Genomic DNA, 20,027 nt, shown 5'->3' with positions numbered 1-20,027 from the left:
GATCAGGCCGATACGAGGTGCAAATGACGCCGGGATCTTTCGCGCCCATGCGTAAAGTCGACGATGGCCATAGCGGCCCGGACCGAGGACGGCGTGTTGGTCAGATCGAAGCTTTCAGCGAACATCTCTTCCTGAATCCGCCGGTAATGCGTTTCGTGCAGGTCCTCGGCCCGGGATAGGGCCGCCGAAAGCTGGTCGGGGCTGACGATCACTTCGCCGGCGCGCCAGTGATGGAAGTTGGGATCACCGGTCCAGTCATGCTGCTGCGAATTGAGGAAGATACAAGGGCGCGGCCGCAGGAGGAACTCGTAGACCTGGCTGCTGGCGTCGCCAAGATAGACGTCGGCCCCCAGGGTATAAGTCATGTCGGTGGAGGCGCGGCTGCCCAGATCGACATGGATGTTGTCGCCGCGAAGGAAGCGTTGCGGAATTTCTCCGGCCCGGTCGATGGTGAGCTTGTCGATCGTCACCACGAAGCTGCGCTGGAAGAGCATGACGTGCGGGGCAAAGATCAGGCCGAGGCGATCGTTGTCCATGAAGTGCTCGAAAACGCGGTGCCCGTGCTTGTACCAGGAGGACAGGTGGGGCGAAGGATGCGGGTTGTAGATCACCGTCTGTTGCATGTCCGGCATGAAGCGATGCGGCGTCTTGTCGCGTGCAAGGTCGAATTTCGGATAGCCGACGATGGTGATGGCCTCCGGTGAAACCTGGGCTTCCCGGATCAGGCGGTCGCGGATCTTGGGCCCGGAACACAGGACGTGATCGAAGCCCGCACTGGCCTTGTCGAAGCCGATCGCCCGGTCGCCCGCGCCATGCCGGGTGTGGATGATCGCAAGGTCGCGAAGACCGTACCGGGTCTTTAGAAGGAGCGAGGTTTTCTCAGCAACGACGAGGACGTCGAGCTTGCGGAAGAAGTCGAGATTGTCGCGGTAGATCAGGATTTTCTGTGCCGGGATGACCTTGCCCAGCAGCCGGTCGAGACGGCGCGTCGCGGCGCAGGGTTCAAGCTGCACATGCTCGATCCGCGTGCCGATCCGATCGCCGCCGATGCGCATGACTTCGCGGGTCAATGCGGCATTTGTGGTGGCAACCACGATCTCGCCTTCGAAGCCGCCATCGGCGAGCGCCATTGCGATCGGCAGACTGTGGGCAATCTGATGGATCTGGTCGTGGTTGAACAGGAAACCGATGCGCATGGTCACATGACGGCGCGCTTCGCCGCAATCCTCAGTCACGAGCAAAATAAATTTTTCGAAGAACGATTTCGCCTCTGGCCGGCACGGGTTTCGTCCCGCGACTGCGGAGCGGGTCAAGCGGCGGCGTCCTTGTGCCAGAGCTATTGGGAACCGTATCGATGAGGATGCTTCGCCTCGCCGCCGTGGCGGCGGTGTTCAGCGTATTGGCTGTCAATGTGGCAGGTGGAGCGCCTGCCGCAGTCGCACCCGCGGCCGGGCAGCCCATATCGGTTGAGGTTCCTTCCGAACTCTCCGTCATGACCTATAACGTGAAGGGCTTGCCCTGGCCGATTGCCTTGGGGCGTTCCTCTGCACTGATGGAGATCGGTCGCCGGTTCCGGCACCTTCGCGCGCTGGGAAAGCAGCCCCACGTCGTGCTGCTGCAGGAGGCGTTCATTCCCGAAGCGAAGGCCCTGGGCGCCATCGGAGGTTATGCCTACATGGTGACCGGCCCCCAGCCGCGCGATTCATCGGCGGTGCCGACGCCGACGCTGGATCAGGATTTCCGCGCCAGGCTTCATTGGGGCAAGGGTGAGGGCGAAGGAAAATGGGTGGACAGCGGGCTGGTGATCCTGTCCGACTATCCCATCGTCGCGACGGCGAAAATGGCCTTTCCGCAGGACGCCTGCGCCGGGTATGACTGCCTTGCGACCAAAGGTGCCGTGCTGGCGCGGATCAAGGTTCCCGGCGTCGAAACGCCGGTGACGGTCGTCGACACCCATCTCAATTCCCGTCATGCATCGGGTGTTTCCACGCAGCGCGCGAACCAGGCCTATGCCTGGCAGGTCGGGGCGCTGCGACAATTCGTGGCGAAGCAGGTCGATCCCGAATCCGACGTCATCTTCGGCGGCGACTTCAATCTAGGACATGACACCGACCGCCTCGCCGCCGCATCGCGTGACGGCGGCCTTCTCCCCGGCAGTCAGGAAGCCATTGCCACGATCGGGGGGCGAGCCGATACGCGCTCGGACACCGACTTCGGCTTGGTCCGCAACCGCGCCAAGGACAAGGAGTACTTCCGGGCGGGGAAGGGCGCGCATTTGCAACTGACTGGTTTCGATATCCCTTTCGGTGTCGATGAAGGCGGCTTCTCTCTCTCGGATCATCTGGGCTTCGTCGCCGACTTCAAGCTTCGCTGACGCCCGATATTCCTGCGGCCTTGTACCGGTCGTGGTGCGAAAGGCGGCAGGACCTGCCAAAAACCGATACTATCTGTGCTTCCGGGAAGGTTCGAGGTTGAAAAGTGCGCGACTCTCGTCTGTGGAGGCGCAGACCATTTGACATGCGAACCGGAGTTCTAACGCACCATGGACGAAAACCTGCGCAAGGCGGCTCTCGAATACCACCTTTTCCCGCAGCCGGGAAAGCTGAGGATCGAGCCGACCAAGCGCATGGTCAACCAGCGCGACCTTGCCCTGGCCTATTCGCCCGGCGTTGCAGCACCTTGCGAGGAGATCGCCGCGGATCCGGACAAGGCGGCTGACTACACCGCGCGCGGCAATCTCGTTGCGGTCATCTCGAACGGTACGGCAGTGCTGGGCCTGGGAGCGATCGGTGCGCTTGCTTCCAAGCCGGTGATGGAAGGCAAGGCGGTCCTCTTCAAGAAGTTTGCGGATATCGACGTCTTCGACATCGAAGTCGACACGACCGACCCAGACCGGTTCGTCGATGCCGTCTCCTTGCTCGAGCCGACCTTCGGCGGCATCAATCTTGAGGATATCAAGGCCCCGGAATGCTTCGCCATCGAGGCGGCATTGCGCGAGCGGATGAACATTCCGGTCTTCCACGACGATCAGCACGGCACTGCCATCGACGTGGCTGCCGCGGTGCGCAATGCGCTGGTCCTGCAGGGCAAGAGCCTTGGCGAGGCCAAGCTGGTGACGTCGGGCGCCGGAGCTGCCGCGCTCGCCTGCGTCGACCTGCTGGTATCGATGGGCCTGCCCGCTGAGAACGTCACGCTGACCGACAAGGACGGCGTGATCCACGCAGGGCGCGAAGGCATGTTGCCGAACATGGCGCGCTACGCCCGCCAGACCGATGCGCGTACCCTGCCCGACGTGCTGCCCGGCGCGAATGTGTTTCTCGGCCTGTCCGCGCCCGGCGTGCTCAAGCCCGAATGGCTGCCGCTCCTGGCCGACAAGCCGCTGATCTTCGCGCTGGCCAATCCCGAGCCGGAGATCCTGCCCGACATCGCGCGCGCCTCGCGACCCGATGCCATCATCGCCACGGGCCGCTCCGACTTTCCCAACCAGGTCAACAACGTCCTGTGCTTCCCTTACATCTTCCGCGGCGCGCTGGACGTCGGGGCGACGACGATCAACGAGGAGATGAAGGTCGCCGCAGCCGAGGCAATTGCCTCGCTGGCCCGTCTCCCCGCCCATGAAAGCGTCGCGCAGGCTTATGGCGGACGCAAGCTGGCCTTCGGGCCGGAATACATCATTCCCACGCCGTTTGATCCGCGCCTGATCGCCGAGATCGCCCCGGCAGTGGCCAAGGCGGCGATGGACAGCAGCGTGGCCCGCCGTCCGCTCGACCTTGAAGTCTATCGTCGCTCGCTGGCGCAGAAGAATACCCGTTCCGCGCAGCTGATGATGCCGGTATTCGAGGCAGCACGCGGATCGCAGACGCGTATCGCCTATGGTGAAGGCGAGGACGAGCGTGTCCTGCGCGCAGTGCAGGACGTTCTGGACGACGGCATCGCCCGCCCGGTCATCGTGGCGCGCCGCCGCATTCTCGAACGACGCCTTCCTGAACTCGGCCTGCGCTTTGAGCTCGACCGCGATGTCGAGGTGATCGATCCGGAGACCGATCACGCGATCATCGAACCGCTGGTCGAGGCCTATCGCAACGTTGCAGGTCGCAAGGGCGTGCCGGCGCCCGAAATCGTGCGCCATATCTATCGTCGCCCTACCGTGACCGCCGCGATGCTCCTGCGTACCGGGCAGGTCGATGCTGCCCTTGTCGGCGGCAACTCGGAATACTGGGGGCAGATGGAATACGTGCTGCGGATCATCGACCGCGCGCCGGGTGCGCAGCGCGTCTATGCGCTTTCAGGCTTGATCCTCGATGCCGGTGCACTGTTCATCACCGATACGCACATGGTACCCGAGCCGACGCCCGAGCAGATCGCCGAAATGACCCTGCTGGCAAGCAGGGAGATCCGGCACTTCGGCCTGGAGCCGCGCGTTGCCCTGCTCTCGCACTCCAACTTCGGTGCCTCGCACAGCCCCAGTGCCCGCAAGATGCGGGCCGCGCTGGCCATGCTGCGCGAAAAGGCGCCCGATTTGGCAGTCGACGGCGAGATGCATGCCGACGCCGCGCTCTCGCAGCCGCTGCGTGAAAGGCTGGTGCCGGATACCCGTTTCGAAGGGCCTGCCAACCTGCTGGTCATGCCCAACCTCGATGCAGCCAACATCACGCTCACCGCGCTCGGCGCTTCGTCCAGCTCACCGACCGTCGGGCCGATGCTGATGGGGCTGTCGCGCCCGATCCACGTCATGACCCCCAGCATGACCTCGCGCTCAGTCCTCAACATGACGACCATCGCCGTGTCCGAGGCCATGAACCGCGACCGCGCAAAGGGTGCGTAAGAAGTTCGATCAGGAGGTGCCTTGCGAGAAATCGCACTGCATCGGAAGCGAAGTGCCCCTTCGGGTTTAGCGACTGAGCGATCTCAGGAAAGGTGCCGGGCTTGTGGCGCGGGGATCGGCGCTTGTCCGCGTGCTGCGGATCTGATATTTCCATATTTCTCGAATCATCGGAGAGTGCAGTGCAAGCCGAAATCGTGATCCGCGCACTTTCTGCCCTGGCCCAGGAGCATCGCCTGGCGGCCTTCAGGCTGCTGGTGCAGGCCGGTGAGGAAGGCATTGCCGCTGGTGCGCTTGCGGAAAAACTTGAGGTTCCGGCCTCCTCGATGAGCTTTCACCTTGCTCAACTGGCCAATGCCGGGCTTGTCAGCCAGAGGCGTGAAAGTCGCTCGATCATCTATTCGGCAGACTATTCGGCGATGAACGGCCTGATGGAATATCTCACGGAAAACTGCTGCGGCGGTATTCCCTGCGGTCAGGAAACAACCTGCAATAGCGAAGCGAAGAGGAGGACGGCCTGATGAAGCGTTTTCACGTTCACGTCGGTGTCAGCGACATCGATCGCTCGATCGCCTTTTACAGCAGCTTATTCGGTAGTGCGCCGACAGTTACGAAGCCCGACTACGCGAAGTGGATGCTCGAGGATCCTTGCGTCAACTTTGCCATTTCGCATCGCGACGGCGCGGCAAAGGGGATCGAGCATGTCGGCATGCAAGTCGAGGACAGGGCGGAACTTGCCGAGGTCCAGGGGCGGCTTGAGGCGGCGGACGGTCCTGTCCTCGATGAAGGCGCGACGACTTGCTGTTATGCGCGGTCGGAAAAGAGCTGGATTGCAGATCCCGATGGCGTCGTCTGGGAAGCCTTCCTCACCGATGGCGACAGCACGACATATGGCGGTTCGCCCGATCCGGGCGGTCTCGTTTCCGGCAAGGCGGACCAGAGCGCTTGCTGCGTCCCGCAGGTTGTTGCCGCGCCTGCCTCGTCCCCATCCTGCTGCTAGAGGGTGTCATGAGCCACACACCACTGAATGTGCTGTTCCTTTGCACCGGCAATTCGGCACGCTCAATCCTCGCCGAAGCTATCCTCAACCACGAAGGCAAGGAGCATTTCCGGGCTTATAGCGCGGGCAGTCAGCCGGTGGGCACGGTCAATCCATGGGCGATCCATACGCTGGAAACGCTCGGGTATCCGGTCGAGGGCTATCGCTCCAAGAGCTGGAACGAGTTCATCGACGGACCGGAGTTCGATCTGGTGTTCACCGTTTGTGACAACGCTGCTGCGGAAAGCTGCCCGGTCTGGCCCGGCAGGCCGATAACCGCGCATTGGGGCATCCCCGATCCGGCCGCGGTCCAGGGGCACGATGCCGAAAAGGCCGCGGCGTTTCTGGAAGCCTACCGCATGCTCAAGCGGCGCATCGACCTTCTTCTGGCCCTGCCGATCGCCAGCCTGGAAAAGGTAGCCCTTCACGAGACCCTTCATGCCATCGGCCGGGAGGCCGATCGCAAGTGAGTGCAGGCGTAATGGAAGCAGAAGCCCGCGCGGCAGGGCTTGGCCTGTTCGAGAAATGGCTCTCCGTCTGGGTAGGCGGGGCTATTATCGCCGGCATTCTGGTTGGAAACGTGGCGCCGGCGATGTTCGCCGCGCTTGCCTCGATCGAATACGCCTCGGTCAATCTCGTCGTTGCGGTCCTGATCTGGGCGATGATCTTCCCGATGATGGTCGCGGTGGATTTTTCCGCGGTGCGCCGCGTGGGAGACAAGCCCAAGGGCCTGATCATCACTCTTGCCGTGAATTGGCTGATCAAGCCTTTCACGATGGCGGCGCTGGGCGTGGTGTTCTTCGAATTCGTTTTCGCCCCTTACCTGCAGCCCAGCGATGCCCAGCAATATATTGCGGGCCTGATCCTGCTCGGCGCTGCGCCATGCACGGCTATGGTTTTCGTCTGGTCGCAGCTGACGAAGGGCGATCCTGCCTACACCCTTGTGCAGGTTGCGGTGAACGACCTTGTCATGATCGTGGCCTTCGCACCGATCGTTGCGCTGCTGCTGGGGGTGACCGATATCCTGGTGCCGTGGAACACGCTTTTGCTCTCCGTGGCGCTTTATGTCGTGGTGCCGCTCGCCGCCGGGGCCTGGGTTCGCCATCGCCTGCTGGCAACGCATGGTGGCGATGAAGGCGCGGTGAGCGAATTCACAGGGCGCCTGAAACCGCTTTCGATCCTGGGCCTGCTGCTGACCGTCCTGCTCCTGTTCGGCTTCCAGGCGCAGACGATCCTGTCCCGGCCGCTGTTGATCGCGCTCATCGCAACACCAATCGTGATACAGAGCTACGGCATCTTCATGATTGCCTATGGCGCGGCCAAACTATGGAAAGTCCCGCATGCAGTTGCTGCGCCCTGTGCGCTGATCGGAACGTCGAATTTCTTCGAATTGGCTGTCGCCGTCGCGATCGGGCTTTTCGGCCTCGGCAGTGGAGCGGCGCTCGCGACAGTCGTTGGGGTGCTGGTGGAAGTGCCGGTCATGCTCTCGCTGGTCGCCTTCGCCAACCGGACGCGAGGGAGTTTCACCGCGGGCTAGCGCTGCTTTTCTCGCCATTCGCGTTGTGGGAGGAAGTCAATCCAACGGCGCGATAATCAGGCGAAGACCCTGCTTTTCCAGAATGGTGCGCATCTCATCGGGAATTCCGGGATCGGTGATCAGCACATCCACTTCGTCCAGACCGCATACGATGGCCCCGGAGGATGAGCGGAACTTGGAACTGTCGACCATCAGGATGACCTGTTCGGCGCGATCGATCAGGCGTCGCTCGGCTGCGACCAGAATGACGTCGGCCTGCATCACGCCCTGCGGCCCGACCGATGCCGCGCCCATGAACAGCTTGGGAGCATGGAAGCGCGGCATGGAGTCTTCGCCCGCGGGAGCCAGAACGATGTTCTGTTCGCGAAAGACCGTGCCCGATGGCAGGAGAACGCGCGTTCCGGCCTGCGGCAGCAATGCGTTGACGATGTGCAGCGAATTGGTGAGGACCTGAGTGTCCTTGCCGTCAAGGTGCGGGCACATCTGCAGCGTCGTTGTGCCTCCGTCGATCATGATCCCTTCGCCATTCGCACACAGGGCTGCCGCTGCACGGCCAATGGCCTTTTTTTGCGGCAGGTGGAGCGAAATCGATTGGTCGAACGGCGTGCCTGACAGGCGATGCGTATCCACGGGGCTTTCCGCGTCCGGCAGCTTTGCGCCGCCATGTACCCGAACGATGCGACCTTCTTCCTCGAGGCGCGTCAGGTCTCGCCGGATCGTGGCTGGCGATGCATCGAGGCAGGACTCCAGCTCGCGATACGTCACGAGCCCCGTTGCGCCTATGGCATTGAGAATGAGTCTTTCGCGTTCGGCCGAATGCATCGTGTTTCCCTGCCTATGCCTGCTCACGGATCTATTCGAGGCGCGATCTGCAAGGGACCGTTACATGCTGCGCGCCCCGCTCCGCAACTGTCAGTGTGTCGCCGCGTTTGCGTCCAGCATGTTGCCGAGTCCGATGATCACCGTTGAGCCGACCAGCAGTCCGATGCCGAGCCAGACCATCGTCCGCGTGCGAGTGCTCGCTCCCTTCCATTCCTTGAGGGCGAAACCCCAGAGCGTGGAGAAGAGGATGATCGATGCCATGTGCAGGGTCCAGGACGAGAAGCCGTAACGTCCCATCTGGCTTTCGCCCATGGTGTAGAAGAAGAACTGGAAATACCAGAGCGTGCCGCCAAGTGCGGCCAGAAAGTAGTTCAGCAGAAGCGGCGCCTTCAAAGCTTTGGCGCCGGTGGCATGCGGGGTACCCGATCCCGGGTCGGCAATCGCACCGGGATCGGCAACTGCGCCGAAGTATTGCCCGAAGCTGCGATTGCGACGAATGAGAATGGCGCACCAGATGGCGTTCGTGGTGAGCCCGCCTGCAAGGACAACGCAGAGAACTGGCAGGCCCTGGTTGAGCGGATCGGTACCGGCGGCAAGCGTCAGGTCCCGGATGGGTTGGCCGGCGTCGAGGCCCCAGGCAAAGCAACCCGACATCACGCCTGAGAAGACGGCGATCAGCAGACCCTTGCGCAAGTCGAACTCGGCAACGCCCTCGCTCGCTTCGCCGCCCAGTTCCGCATCCTTCTTGTGGCCCGCGCGCGCGACGACAACGATGCCGGCAAGCGTGACGAGGATACCCATAAGTGTCAGCTGCCCACTGGTGCGCGAGGCGATTTCACCGAGGGTTCCGTGGAAGATGGGTGGGCCCATCGTCCCGATCACGGTCGTTAGCCCCAGCGCCACCGCCATGCCCAGCGAGAGGCCGAGATAGCGCATGGTCAGGCCGAACGTCAGGCCTCCGAAGCCCCACATCGCGCCCCAGAACCAGCACCACCAGAGAGTCTTGCCCGGTGTCTGGACAAGCACTGCGAACAGGTCGTTGGTGCGCAGGGAAGCGAATAGCCAAGGCGCAACGGCCCAGGAAAAGATCCCCCCTGCCAGCCAGAAGACTTCCCATGACCACAGCTTGATGCGCTTGTAGGGAACATAGAAGCTGGCGGAGGCAAAGCCCCCCAGCCAATGGAACAGGACGCCAAGCGCCGGGTTGCCTCCCATCAGATTCGATCCCTTTCGCTCATTTTTGCGAGAACGCTGCCGTCGATTTCTGCGATTTTCGTCGTTCCGGTCAGCGCCATGGCGACGCGCATTTCAGCTTCGATCAAGCCCAGCATCTTGGTGATGGCCGCCTCTCCGCCTGCAGCGAGGGCCCAGGCCCATGCGCGCCCGAGCAGCACGCCTTTCGCGCCTAGCGCCAGCATGCGCACGACGTCGAGGCCCGACCGTATGCCGCCGTCCGCAAGCACGGTCAGGCGGTCGCCGACGGCCTCTGCGATCGGAGGCAGGGCACGCGCGCTTGAAAGCACGCCGTCGAGCTGTCGGCCGCCGTGGTTGGAAACGACGATGCCGTCGGCTCCCAGCTCTGCCGCTTCACGCGCGTCCTCGGGATCGAGAATGCCCTTGATGACCAGCGGCCCCTTCCATTCGGATCGAATGAAATCGAGGTCGCGCCAGTTGATCGAAGGGTCGAAGTTGGCGCGCATCCAGGCGAAGAAATCCTCGATGCCGGTCTTGCCCTCCAGGACGGGTGCGACATTGCCCAGGGTATGCGGGCGGCCCCGAAGGCCAACATCCCAGGCCCAGCCTGGTCGCGCCAAGGCCTGAGCCGCGCGCCATGTCGCGCCCTTGAGTCCCGATGCTCCGGCCAGCCCTGTATGATAGTCGCGATATCGACTGCCAGGTACCGGCATGTCGACGGTAAAGACCAGCGTCGAACAGCCTGCTGCTACAGCCTGCGCCAACAGGTCCTTCATGAACGCCCGGTCGCGGATCATGTAGAGCTGGAACCAGAACGGCTTGCTGGCGGCCGCTGAGACTTCAACCAGCGGACAGGCACCGACGGTCGAGAGGGTGAAGGGAACGCCGGCCTTTTCGGCCGCGCGTACGGCTTGGCATTCCCCGCGCCGGGCATTGAGGCCGGCAAGGCCGATGGGCGCAAGGGCAAGCGGCAGGGCCAGTTTTTGGCCGAACAGCTCGGTCGACAGGTCGAGCCGCGAAACATCGCGCATCACGCGCTGGCGCAGGGCCAGTCCGGCCAGATCCTCGACGTTCCGGCGCAAGGTTGCTTCGGCATAGGAGCCGCCGTCAATGTATTCGAACAGGAAGCGGGGCAGGCGCCGCCTTGCCGCTTCGCGAAAGTCGGGAACCGATGCGACGATCATGCTTCACCCCTTGCTACCGCTGCGCGCCATTTTGCCCGGTACGCTTGCAGGTCTCCTTCGAGAGGTTCAACCCGGCGCAGCCCCGCGGCCGGCTTGAGCAGGGGATTGATCAAACGCAGCGCTCCGAAAGAGACATCGTTGTGCGCATTGGCGACGAACACTTCGGTATCGGGCCGCAGTGCCGCGAGCGCCCGTACGAAGACTTCCGCCTCGGCAAAGCGTCCTTCGATGAGAAGTCGGTTTTTCGACCCGATGAGATCGAGCGAAGTGTCGGCCACGAGGGCGGCATAAAGGCAGATGGCCGCGCGGCGCGCGTACCAGGTGCCGGCCCATTCGACCGGAGCGTTGAGCCAGCAGGCCTTGCCCTGCGGGAAGGGGCCGAATCCCGGAGTAAGGGTGGGCATCATCACGGTTCCGCGTTCGAGCAGCGCAGGCACGGCTTCCATGAGTTTGCATTGATCGGGCTTGATATCCACCCTGCGCGTGTCGAGCTGGATGACGGTCTCGATCTCGCGCCCGCCCATGAAGCGGGCTGAAGGTACAGGCCAGCCATAGGCGTCGACATTGACGAGCGTGTCGCGCGCTTCGGACAGGGAAGCAATCGATACGGTTTCGCCGGCCAGGCGCATCGCGATGAACCAGGTGCCGGTCGACAGGATCGTGGCTTCCTGCCGGGCGATCTGGGGGAAGCCGCGGGCGGCGAGCAGGGCGGCATTGGAATCGTGCAGGCCGGCATGGACCTGGATCCCCGCTGCCAGCCCCGTTTCGATGGCAAGGTCGGCGCGTAGCGGTCCGACCACCTGGCTGGCCTTGACCACCGGCGCGAATCGCTGCGCCCAGCCCATGCGTTCGGCCATGGGAGAGAAGCGAGCGTCGCTGGGGCACCACAAGTCGGTGTGGCAGCCAAGGCTGGTCACTTCGCTGACCGCCTTGCCCGTCAGGAACCAGGCCCAGTATTGCGACCAGGGGACAAGCGTCGCTTCCGCCATCTCCTGAGGGTAGAGGCGCGACATCCAGTAGACCTGCGCGCCGAGATTGAGGCCGTCGGGCAGGGCGGGGCTGCCGGTCAGCGCGAAGGAATCGCGCTCGCGGCGGTAGTCCGCCATTACCTCCTGCGGGATCGGCTGCTCATAGTCGAGCGGCGGGAACAGGGCTCCTTCGCTGCCCACTGCAACGAAGCCGGCGCCATGGGCGACCGGGATGATCGCTTCGACGGGATGGGCAGAGAATGTCGCGAGCGTCGCCTTGAGCCATGCCGCAATCCCCGCGGCATCCAGACGGCGCAAGCCAGCATCTTCGCACGGAGCATTCGGGCGAACCTGCCGATCCAGCATTCGACCCTCGCGCGTCCACAAGGTAACCTTGCTGAGCGTCTTGCCGATGTCGACGACGATATAGGAACCGGTACCTGACATGCTCTCCCTTATGAGCATTGTGATCGAATATGATTGGTATCTATCGAATCAGATTGATTGTGGAAAGGGGCAATGTTAAGTGGGGCGCCATGAATACGATCACCGCGCCATCGCCCGTAGCCGCAATTCCTTTCGCTGTCCCGGAAAGCCGCTGGGACGAATCGGCCGCGGCATCGCTTGCTCCGGCAGAGCTTCTGCTCTACCGGTCCAACCTTCTCGGTTCGGATCTCACCGTCACCAATTTTGGCGGCGGCAATACCTCGGCCAAGTTGGTGGAGACCGATCCGCTCACGGGTGAGCAGGTCGAAGTACTCTGGGTCAAGGGGTCGGGCGGCGATATCGGTTCGATGAAGCTCGACGGTTTCGCGACGCTCTATCAGGAAAAGCTGCTCAGCCTCGAAAAGCACTATGGCGGGCCGGACGATGACGACAAGATGGTCGGCTACCTGCCTCACTGCACCTTCAATCTGAATTCGCGCGCGGCTTCGATCGATACGCCTTTGCATTCGCTGTTACCCTTTGCGCACGTTGATCACGTCCACCCGGATGCGATCATTGCGCTGGCGGCCTCTTCGGGGGGAGAGGCCGCCACCCGGGAAATCTGGGGCGGCAAGATCGGCTGGCTGCCCTGGAAGCGTCCGGGCTACACGCTTGGCGTGCAACTGCGCGATTTCGTCAAGGCTAACCCGCAGGTCGAAGGCGTGATGCTGGCCGGCCACGGGATCATCTGCTGGGCCGACAGCGCCCGGGCCTGTTACGAGCATACCGTCTCGCTCATCGCCGATGCGGCCAAGTACCTCAATTCCAGGCTTGCTGAAAGACCGGCTTTCGGCGGCGCCTCCGCTACTCTCTCCTCCTCGGCGGAACGCGCGGCCATCGCTGCCGACCTTATGCCTCGCCTACGCGGCCTGATGACCGGGGCGCGGCGTAAGGTCGGCCATTTTTCGGATGATGCCGAAGCGCTGGAATTCGTGAACTCGGTCGATTTCGAACGCTTGGCCGCGCTCGGCACTTCGTGCCCGGACCATTTCCTGCGGACCAAGATCGCGCCGCTCACGCTCGATCCCGCACGCCTTCAGGATGGTGCGTACCTGGCCGGGAAGGTCGCCGATTACCGGGAACTCTACGCCGCCTATTACGAGCGCTGCAAGCGTTCCAATTCACCGGCGATGCGCGATTCCAACCCGGTTGTCGTGCTGGTCCCGGGTCTTGGCCGCATCACATTCGCAACCGACAAGACCACCGCACGCCTGGCCGGTGAGTTTTATGGCAATGCCATCAACGTCATGCGCGGAGCCGAGGCGATTGGCGATTACATCGCGCTCGACGAGCAGGAAGCCTTCGACATCGAATACTGGCTGCTCGAGGAAGCCAAGCTGCAGCGCATGCCTGCACCCAAGCCGCTGGTCGGCCGCATCGCTCTGGTCACAGGCGGTGCCGGCGGCATCGGGGCGGCCACCGCGGCGCGCCTGATGGCGGACGGGGCCTGCGTGATGCTGGCTGACCGTGACGAACAGGCTGTTGGTGAAGTGCGCGAAGGTTTTGCCCGCCAGTTCGGCAGCGATGTCGTTCGCTCCGTTGTTTGCGACGTGACGGATGAAGCGCAGGTAAGCGAGGCGTTCGCTGCCTGTGCCCGCGAATTCGGCGGACTCGATATCCTTGTTGCCAATGCCGGTATCGCTTCCTCGGCCCCGATCGAGGAAACGACCATCGCTTTGTGGAACCGCAATTACGACGTCCTGGCCCAGGGCTATTTCCTGAGCTCACGCGCCGCCTGGCCGCTGTTGAAAGGCATGAAGGAGCAGGGCGGTTCTTCGGTCGTGTTCATCGGTTCGAAGAACGGTGTGGCTGCTGCCACCAATGCCAGTGCCTATGCTTCGGCGAAGGCGGCCGCCAACCACCTGGCCCGCTGCTTGGCTCTGGAAGGCGCGTCGCACGGGATTCGCGTCAATGTGGTGAATCCCGACGCGGTGATCCAGGGCAGCCGGATCTGGGACGGCGACTGGCGCAAGGAGCGCGCAGGCGCCCATGGTATCGATTCGGGCAAGGAACTTGAGGAACATTACCGCCAGCGCTCGATGCTCAAGCGTGACGTCCTGCCGTCCGACATTGCCGAAGCCGTCTATTTCCTTGCCAGCGACATGTCGGCAAAGTCGACCGGAAACATGATCAATGTTGACGCGGGTAACGCACAGGCGTTCACGCGATGACTTGAAGCGTATTGGGAGAGGGAGATCATATGTCCGGACGGTATCTGATGAAGGCCGCGCTGCTGGCGGCCGCTTGCCTGGTCACCCCGGCTTCGGCGCAAGGTTCCCTGCCTGCCGCCCAGGTCGAGGGACCGGCGCAGGCCCCAGAAGGAGCCGCCGCCATCCCGCTTTACGGGAATGCGACGCCGGGTGCTCCCTCCGATGAGATCGCGACGCGGTTCATGGGCCGTGAGACCGTTCTGCGCAACATCACATACCCGACGCTGACGCCGGTCCTACCCGCCCCGGGCAAGGCCAACGGCACGGCGGTGATCGTCGCGCCCGGTGGCGGCTTCATGATGCTCGCGATGCAGAACGAGGGCTGGCGTGTTGCCCGTGCCCTTGCCGACAAGGGCGTTTCCGCCTTCGTCCTGAAGTACCGCCTCAAGACCACGCCGAAAGTGGACGCGGATTTCATGGCCGAAATGGGCAGGCTGATGAGCGAGGCAGCCAGTGGCGCCGGCAATGCGCCCGACATCAGCAATCCGCCGGCGACCGATGACGCGCTTGCAGCTCTCGCTCTGGTGCGCGGCCATGCAGCGCAATGGCACGTCGATCCCTCGCGGGTTGGCATGATCGGTTTTTCCGCCGGGGCCATGACAACCCTGCGGTCGGTGTTGAAGGCCGCTTCCGACGCCGATCCGGGAACGCAGGCGCCAGATTTCATCGGCTACATTTACGGGCCGATGGGCAAGGTCGACGTTCCGGCAGACGCGCCGCCGATGTTCGCGGCGCTGGCGATGGACGATCCTCTATTCGGCAATGGCGATTTCTCGATCGTTTCCGCCTGGCACGCGGCCAAGCGTCCGGTGGAACTGCACGCCTACCAGTCCGGTGGCCACGGCTTCGGTCTTGGGGCGCCCGGTACCACCACTACACTGATGATGGATGAGTTCCTCGCATGGATGGACATGCAGGGACTTTTAGAAGTGAAGGCACAACCATGAACATGCCCCTTTCCGCCGAACTGATCGCCGAGACAAATGCGCGCGACCTTGAAGCGCTGGAGGACGATTACGCAAGCCTCGGACGCAAGCTTGAGCGGGCCGGCATCGCCATCGATGCGATCAAGGAGCGGATTGCCGACTTTTCCGTTGCGGTGCCGACCTGGGGGGCGGGACGTGGCGGCACGCGCTTCGCCAAGTTCCCGATTGCCGGTGAGCCGACCAATATCCACGAGAAGCTCGAGGATTGCGCAGTCATCAACCAGCTTTCACGCCTGACCCCGCGGGTTTCTCCCCATTTTCCCTGGGACAAGGTGTCCGACTACGGCGCGCTGCGCGAAGAGGCTGCGAGCCTTGGCCTTGGTTTCGATGCGGTGAATTCGAATACCTTCCAGGACCAGCCCGGCCAGGCGCAGAGTTACGCAACCGGCTCGCTCTCCTCGACGGTCGCCGCAACGCGCCAGCAGGCTGTCGAGCATAACATCGAATGCATCGAGATCGGCCGCCAGCTCGGCTCTACCGATCTTACCGTCTGGGTCAGCGACGGCACCAATTTCCCGGGACAACAGGATCTGGCGCGCAGTCTCGACCGCTACCTCGACGCGGCAGCGCAGGTCTATGCCGCACTGCCCGATGACTGGCGGATGCTGCTTGAGCACAAGATGTTCGAGCCGGCATTCTATTCCACCGTGATCAGCGACTGGGGCTCCTCGATGCTTGCTGCGCAGGAACTGGGCCCCAAGGCCAAGTGCCTTGTCGACTTGGGCCACCATGCGCCCAACGTGAACATCGAGCAGATCGTTGCCCGCCTGCACCGCTTCGGAAAGCTGGGTGGTTTCCATTTCAACGACAGCAAGTATGGGGACGACGATCTGGATTCCGGTTCGATCAATCCGCACCAGCTGTTCCTCGTCTTCAACGAGTTGGTCGAAGCCGAACTGAACCCGCGAGAGGGCTTTAATCCCAGCTACATGATCGACCAGTCGCACAACGTGACCGATCCGATCGAATCCATGCTTTCATCCGCAGAGGCGATCGCTGCCTGCTTTGCCAAGGCACTGCTCGTCGATCGCGAGGCTCTGCACATGGCCCAGGAAGCGAATGACACGATGATGGCCTTCCAGGCGTTACGCCGGGCCTATAACGTGGATGTTTCGCCGATCCTGGCCAGGGCGAGGCTGGAGAATGGTGGCGCGATCGACATGCTGGGCACTTATCGTGAAAGCCGCTGGCGCGATCGCAAGGCGCAGGAGCGCAAGGCCGTCGGTCTGGGCGCAGGGATCGTCTGAACCCAAGCAGTCCTGTCGCCGCTGCGCCCTGTGCAGGTCGCGCCCCTGTTTCCAAGCTCAATACCAGAACCGATTTCCGGGAGACCTCATGCCGCGCCTTTCGCTTCGTATCGTTCTGTGCCTCGCTACTGCGCTGAGCACCTTGCCCGTTCATGCCGAGAGCAGAGACGATGCCGCCGAGGTTGCGCCTTCAACACGGCCGGAGCCCTCCCTGGAACAGGCGTTCAAGGACCCGCCCAGTTCCGCTCGACCTCGCGTCTGGTGGCACTGGATGAACGGCAACATCACCAAGGACGGGATCCGCAAGGATCTGGAATGGATGAAGCGCGTCGGTATCGGTGGTCTGCAGAACTTCGATGCGAACCTTCAGACGCCGCAGATCGTCGATCATCGCCTCGTGTACATGACGCCGGAATGGAAGGACGCCTTTCGGTTCGCCGCACACGAAGCCGATCGCCTCGATCTGGAACTGGCGATCGCGGCTTCACCGGGCTGGTCGGAGACCGGGGGGCCCTGGGTCAAGCCGCAGGATGGTCTGAAGAAGCTGGTCTGGAGCGAAACGACCCTCGCAGGTGACCAGCGCTTCGTCGGCAGGCTCGCATCGCCACCGGGAACCACGGGCCCTTTCCAGACCCTTCATCCGCCAGTGACCATCGAAGAGATCATGTCCGGGGTGCCCGCAGAGACAGGCGGCGTCTCATACGCGGGCGAGGTTGGGGTGCTGGCTTTTCCGGTTCCCGATATCGCTTCCCTGCCGGTTCCACGCGCGCTTGACGGCGCAGGCAATGTCCTTGCTGGCAAGGCGCTCGTCGACGCGGACATCGCCGGGGGCGTGACCCTGGCGCGCGTGGACGGCCATGCCCCGTTGCTCAGGCTCGATTATCAGCGCCCGGTCACGGTTCGTTCGGCGACGGTCTTCGTTCCCAATGTCAGGATTCCCTTTGCCGGCGCGGCCTTTGCCGGAACTCTGGAGTCGAGTCAGGATGGCAAGACCTGGACGCCCATAAAGGCACTCGAACTGAGCAATGTGCCGACGACGATAAGCTTCGCCCCCGTCGAGGCGGCACATTTCAGGCTTGTTCTCAATCCAGGCCAGCCAGACGCGGCGTTAGGCTCACCGGCGCCGGGAGTCGCTGGAAACGATCTCTTCGGTGCCATTGCGAGCAAAAGGGCCGGTCAACCGATCGTGGTCGGCCAGTTCGAACTTCACAGCGATGCGCTTGTCGACCGGTATGAAACCAAGGCCGGCTTCGTGATGAGCCGCGACTACTATGCGCTTGTTGGACCGCACGACAATGTAACCGGCGTCGATCCGGACAACGTCATCGACCTGACCGACAAGCTCAAGGCCGACGGTACGCTCGACTGGGCCGCGCCGAAGCTCCCGGCGGGTCAGCACTGGCGTGTCCTGCGGCTTGGCTATTCGCTGCTCGGTACCACGAACCATCCTGCTCCGCCCGAGGCGACCGGACTGGAAGTCGACAAGTTCGATGGCGAAGCCGTGCGCGAATATCTTGAGCACTACATCGGCATGTACAAGGATGCCGCCGGGCCCGATATGGTCGGCAAGCGCGGGGTCAGGGCTCTACTCACAGATTCGATCGAGGTCGGTGAGGCTAACTGGACGCCCAGAATGCTCGAGCAGTTCCAGCGACTGCGCGGTTACGATGCGCGGCCCTGGCTTCCGGCCCTTACCGGCACCCTCGTCGGGACGCGCGAGCAGTCCGACCGGTTCCTCTACGATTATCGCCGGACCCTCGCGGATCTGCTTGCCAGCGAGCACTACGGGACCGTGGCCGATGTAGCGCATGAAAATGATCTCAAGGTCTATGGCGAGGCCCTGGAAGATCACCGTCCCATGCTTGGCGATGACATGGCCATGCGCAGCCATGCCGACATTCCCATGGCCGCCTTGTGGACCTTCAATCGCGACGAAGGCCCCCGGCAGACACTGATTGCCGACATGAAGGGGGCCGCTTCGGTTGCCCACCTCTATGGACAGAACCTCGTCGCTGCGGAATCCATGACCGCATCGATGGCGCCCTGGGCCTTTGCGCCAAAGGATCTGAAGCGTTTCATCGATCTGGAATTCGTGACCGGGGTGAACCGACCGGTCATCCATACGTCAGTCCATGTGCCGGTGGATGACAAGAAGCCCGGGCTCTCGCTGGCCATCTTCGGCCAGTACTTCAACAGGCAGGAGAGCTGGGCGGAAATGGCGCGGCCGTGGGTCGACTATATTGCGCGCAGTTCACTGCTTCTGCAGACGGGTCGCAATGTGGCCGATGTCGCCTATTTCTATGGCGAGGAAGCTCCACTCACGGGTCTCTATGGCGATGAACCGGTGGCTGACGCTCCGGTGCGCTATGCCTACGATTATATTAACTTCAATGCCTTGACCGAACTTCTTGCCAACGATGGCGAAGATTTGGTCGCGCCGAGCGGGGCTCGCTACAAGACCATCTATCTCGGTGGCTCGTCCAGTCACATGACCTTGGCGGCGCTCCGAAAGCTGGCCGCACTCGTGGATGGCGGCGCGACTGTGGTCGGCAAGGCGCCCATCGCGACGCCGAGCAACACGAGCGCACAGGAAGGCGATCTGACCGAATGGTCATCGCTGGTCGCCAGGCTCTGGCCGGGAAGCGGCGATGCCCGCGTCGGCAAAGGCCGCGTGATAGCCTCGCAAGATATCGAAAGCGCGCTGCAGGCGATGGACGTTGCGCCCGATTTCACTTTCACCGGTGCCGACGCCGGGGTGAAGATCCCCTTCGTCCATCGCCGTGACGGGAAGGGAGAGATCTACTACCTCGTCAATCAGCAGGAAGCGGCTCAGTCCATCGAGGCGCACTTCCGTGTCACCGGCAAGCAGCCTGAACTCTGGCATCCCGAGACGGGCAAGAGCGAACCGATCAGCTACCGCATCAGCGGCGGCGAAACCGTAGTGCCATTGCATTTGGACGGTGACGAGGCGGTCTTTGTCGTCTTCCGCAAGGCGGCTGCAAGGGATCGCGTGACGCTTGCCCGGCAGGGCGAACGGGCTGTTGCGACGCTGGACGGTGCATGGCAAGTCGCGTTTCAGGCCGGCCGCGGAGCACCGGCAAGCATCGAGCTTGCCCGACTCGAACCGCTCGACAAGAGCGCCGATCCCGGCGTGAAATACTTTTCGGGAATAGCGACTTACTCCCGTAATTTCAGGGTAACAGGAAAGTACGGAGAGGGCAGATCCCTGTGGCTCGACCTTGGAAGGGTCGGTGATCTTGCACAGGTCTCCGTAAACGGCGTGGACGTCGGAACGGCATGGCATGCGCCCTATCGCCTCGATATCGGCAAGGCCGTTCGCAAGGGGCAGAACACCCTGGAAATCCGCGTTGCCAATACCTGGGTCAATCGCCTGATCGGCGACCAGCAGGAAGGCGCGCAGAAGATCACCTGGACCGCAATGCCGACGTATCGCGCGGATGCCCCTTTGCGCCCGTCCGGCCTGATCGGTCCCGTACGCCTGATCGAGGAAACCACGGGCGGGCATTGACGA

Annotated in this window: 15 protein-coding genes; 10 read left to right on the top strand and 5 right to left on the bottom strand. The window is 62.9% G+C overall.

What is annotated here, in order from left to right:
• Positions 1–2: 2 nt before the first annotated feature.
• Entirely contained in the window at positions 3–1,196 is a 1,194-nt protein-coding gene (locus J3474_RS11020) for a hypothetical protein (protein ID WP_207094288.1), read from the bottom strand.
• Positions 1,197–1,354: 158 nt separating this feature from the next.
• Here J3474_RS11020 and J3474_RS11015 point away from each other — a divergent pair, with 158 nt between their 5' ends.
• From J3474_RS11015 to arsB, 6 genes are all read left to right on the top strand, one after another.
• Positions 1,355–2,374, top strand: a complete 1,020-nt coding sequence (locus J3474_RS11015) for an endonuclease/exonuclease/phosphatase family protein (protein ID WP_242528348.1) — start codon at positions 1,355–1,357, stop codon at positions 2,372–2,374.
• Positions 2,375–2,542: 168 nt separating this feature from the next.
• Positions 2,543–4,825: an NADP-dependent malic enzyme gene (locus J3474_RS11010; RefSeq protein WP_207094211.1), complete on the top strand. Its 2,283-nt coding sequence runs from the start codon at positions 2,543–2,545 to the stop codon at positions 4,823–4,825.
• A 179-nt stretch (positions 4,826–5,004) separates the two neighbouring features.
• On the top strand, positions 5,005–5,343 hold the full coding sequence (locus J3474_RS11005) for a helix-turn-helix transcriptional regulator (protein WP_007014570.1): 339 nt from the start codon (positions 5,005–5,007) through the stop codon (positions 5,341–5,343).
• Entirely contained in the window at positions 5,343–5,822 is a 480-nt protein-coding gene (locus J3474_RS11000; RefSeq protein ID WP_207094210.1) for an ArsI/CadI family heavy metal resistance metalloenzyme, read from the top strand. Before J3474_RS11005 ends, J3474_RS11000 begins: the two co-directional genes overlap by 1 nt.
• Before the next feature lie 8 nt (positions 5,823–5,830).
• Entirely contained in the window at positions 5,831–6,331 is a 501-nt protein-coding gene (locus tag J3474_RS10995; protein ID WP_207094209.1) for an arsenate reductase ArsC, read from the top strand.
• 11 nt (positions 6,332–6,342) lie between these two features.
• Positions 6,343–7,398, top strand: coding sequence for an ACR3 family arsenite efflux transporter (gene arsB / locus J3474_RS10990; protein WP_207094208.1), 1,056 nt, complete (start codon positions 6,343–6,345; stop codon positions 7,396–7,398).
• A gap of 36 nt (positions 7,399–7,434) precedes the next feature.
• Here the strand turns inward: arsB and J3474_RS10985 are convergent, their stop codons facing one another.
• The 4 genes from J3474_RS10985 to J3474_RS10970 all read right to left on the bottom strand — a co-directional run bounded on the left by J3474_RS10985 (position 7,435) and on the right by J3474_RS10970 (position 12,013).
• Positions 7,435–8,220, bottom strand: a complete 786-nt coding sequence (locus tag J3474_RS10985) for a DeoR/GlpR family DNA-binding transcription regulator (RefSeq protein ID WP_013837079.1) — start codon at positions 8,218–8,220, stop codon at positions 7,435–7,437.
• A gap of 90 nt (positions 8,221–8,310) precedes the next feature.
• Complete coding sequence (gene rhaT, locus J3474_RS10980; RefSeq protein ID WP_013837080.1) at positions 8,311–9,435, bottom strand: L-rhamnose/proton symporter RhaT; 1,125 nt, start codon at positions 9,433–9,435, stop codon at positions 8,311–8,313.
• A complete protein-coding gene (lldD, locus tag J3474_RS10975; protein WP_207094207.1) occupies positions 9,435–10,598 on the bottom strand; it encodes an FMN-dependent L-lactate dehydrogenase LldD in 1,164 nt (387 codons plus the stop codon). Before lldD ends, rhaT begins: the two co-directional genes overlap by 1 nt.
• A complete protein-coding gene (locus J3474_RS10970; RefSeq protein ID WP_207094206.1) occupies positions 10,595–12,013 on the bottom strand; it encodes an FGGY-family carbohydrate kinase in 1,419 nt (472 codons plus the stop codon). The genes lldD and J3474_RS10970 overlap by 4 nt, the downstream gene beginning before the upstream one ends.
• An 89-nt stretch (positions 12,014–12,102) precedes the next feature.
• Between J3474_RS10970 and J3474_RS10965 the strand changes: the two genes are divergently transcribed.
• The 4 genes from J3474_RS10965 to J3474_RS10950 all read left to right on the top strand — a co-directional run bounded on the left by J3474_RS10965 (position 12,103) and on the right by J3474_RS10950 (position 20,024).
• A complete protein-coding gene (locus J3474_RS10965; RefSeq protein ID WP_207094205.1) occupies positions 12,103–14,223 on the top strand; it encodes a bifunctional rhamnulose-1-phosphate aldolase/short-chain dehydrogenase in 2,121 nt (706 codons plus the stop codon).
• 47 nt (positions 14,224–14,270) lie between these two features.
• The gene (locus J3474_RS10960) at positions 14,271–15,209 is read left to right on the top strand and encodes an alpha/beta hydrolase fold domain-containing protein (RefSeq protein ID WP_207094286.1); all 939 of its coding nucleotides are present in this window, start codon (positions 14,271–14,273) and stop codon (positions 15,207–15,209) included.
• Positions 15,206–16,495 carry an L-rhamnose catabolism isomerase gene (rhaI, locus tag J3474_RS10955; RefSeq protein ID WP_207094204.1) on the top strand — a complete coding sequence of 430 codons (1,290 nt, stop codon included), beginning with the start codon at positions 15,206–15,208 and terminating at the stop codon, positions 16,493–16,495. Before J3474_RS10960 ends, rhaI begins: the two co-directional genes overlap by 4 nt.
• Positions 16,496–16,583: 88 nt before the next feature.
• On the top strand, positions 16,584–20,024 hold the full coding sequence (locus tag J3474_RS10950) for a glycosyl hydrolase (protein ID WP_207094203.1): 3,441 nt from the start codon (positions 16,584–16,586) through the stop codon (positions 20,022–20,024).
• Positions 20,025–20,027: the final 3 nt, after the last annotated feature.

This window comes from Novosphingobium sp. PY1 (assembly GCF_017312445.1).
In the GTDB taxonomy this organism is placed as follows: domain Bacteria; phylum Pseudomonadota; class Alphaproteobacteria; order Sphingomonadales; family Sphingomonadaceae; genus Novosphingobium.
Note: the sequence above shows the minus strand (reverse complement) of the source record. Positions and strands in the feature narration are given on the sequence as shown.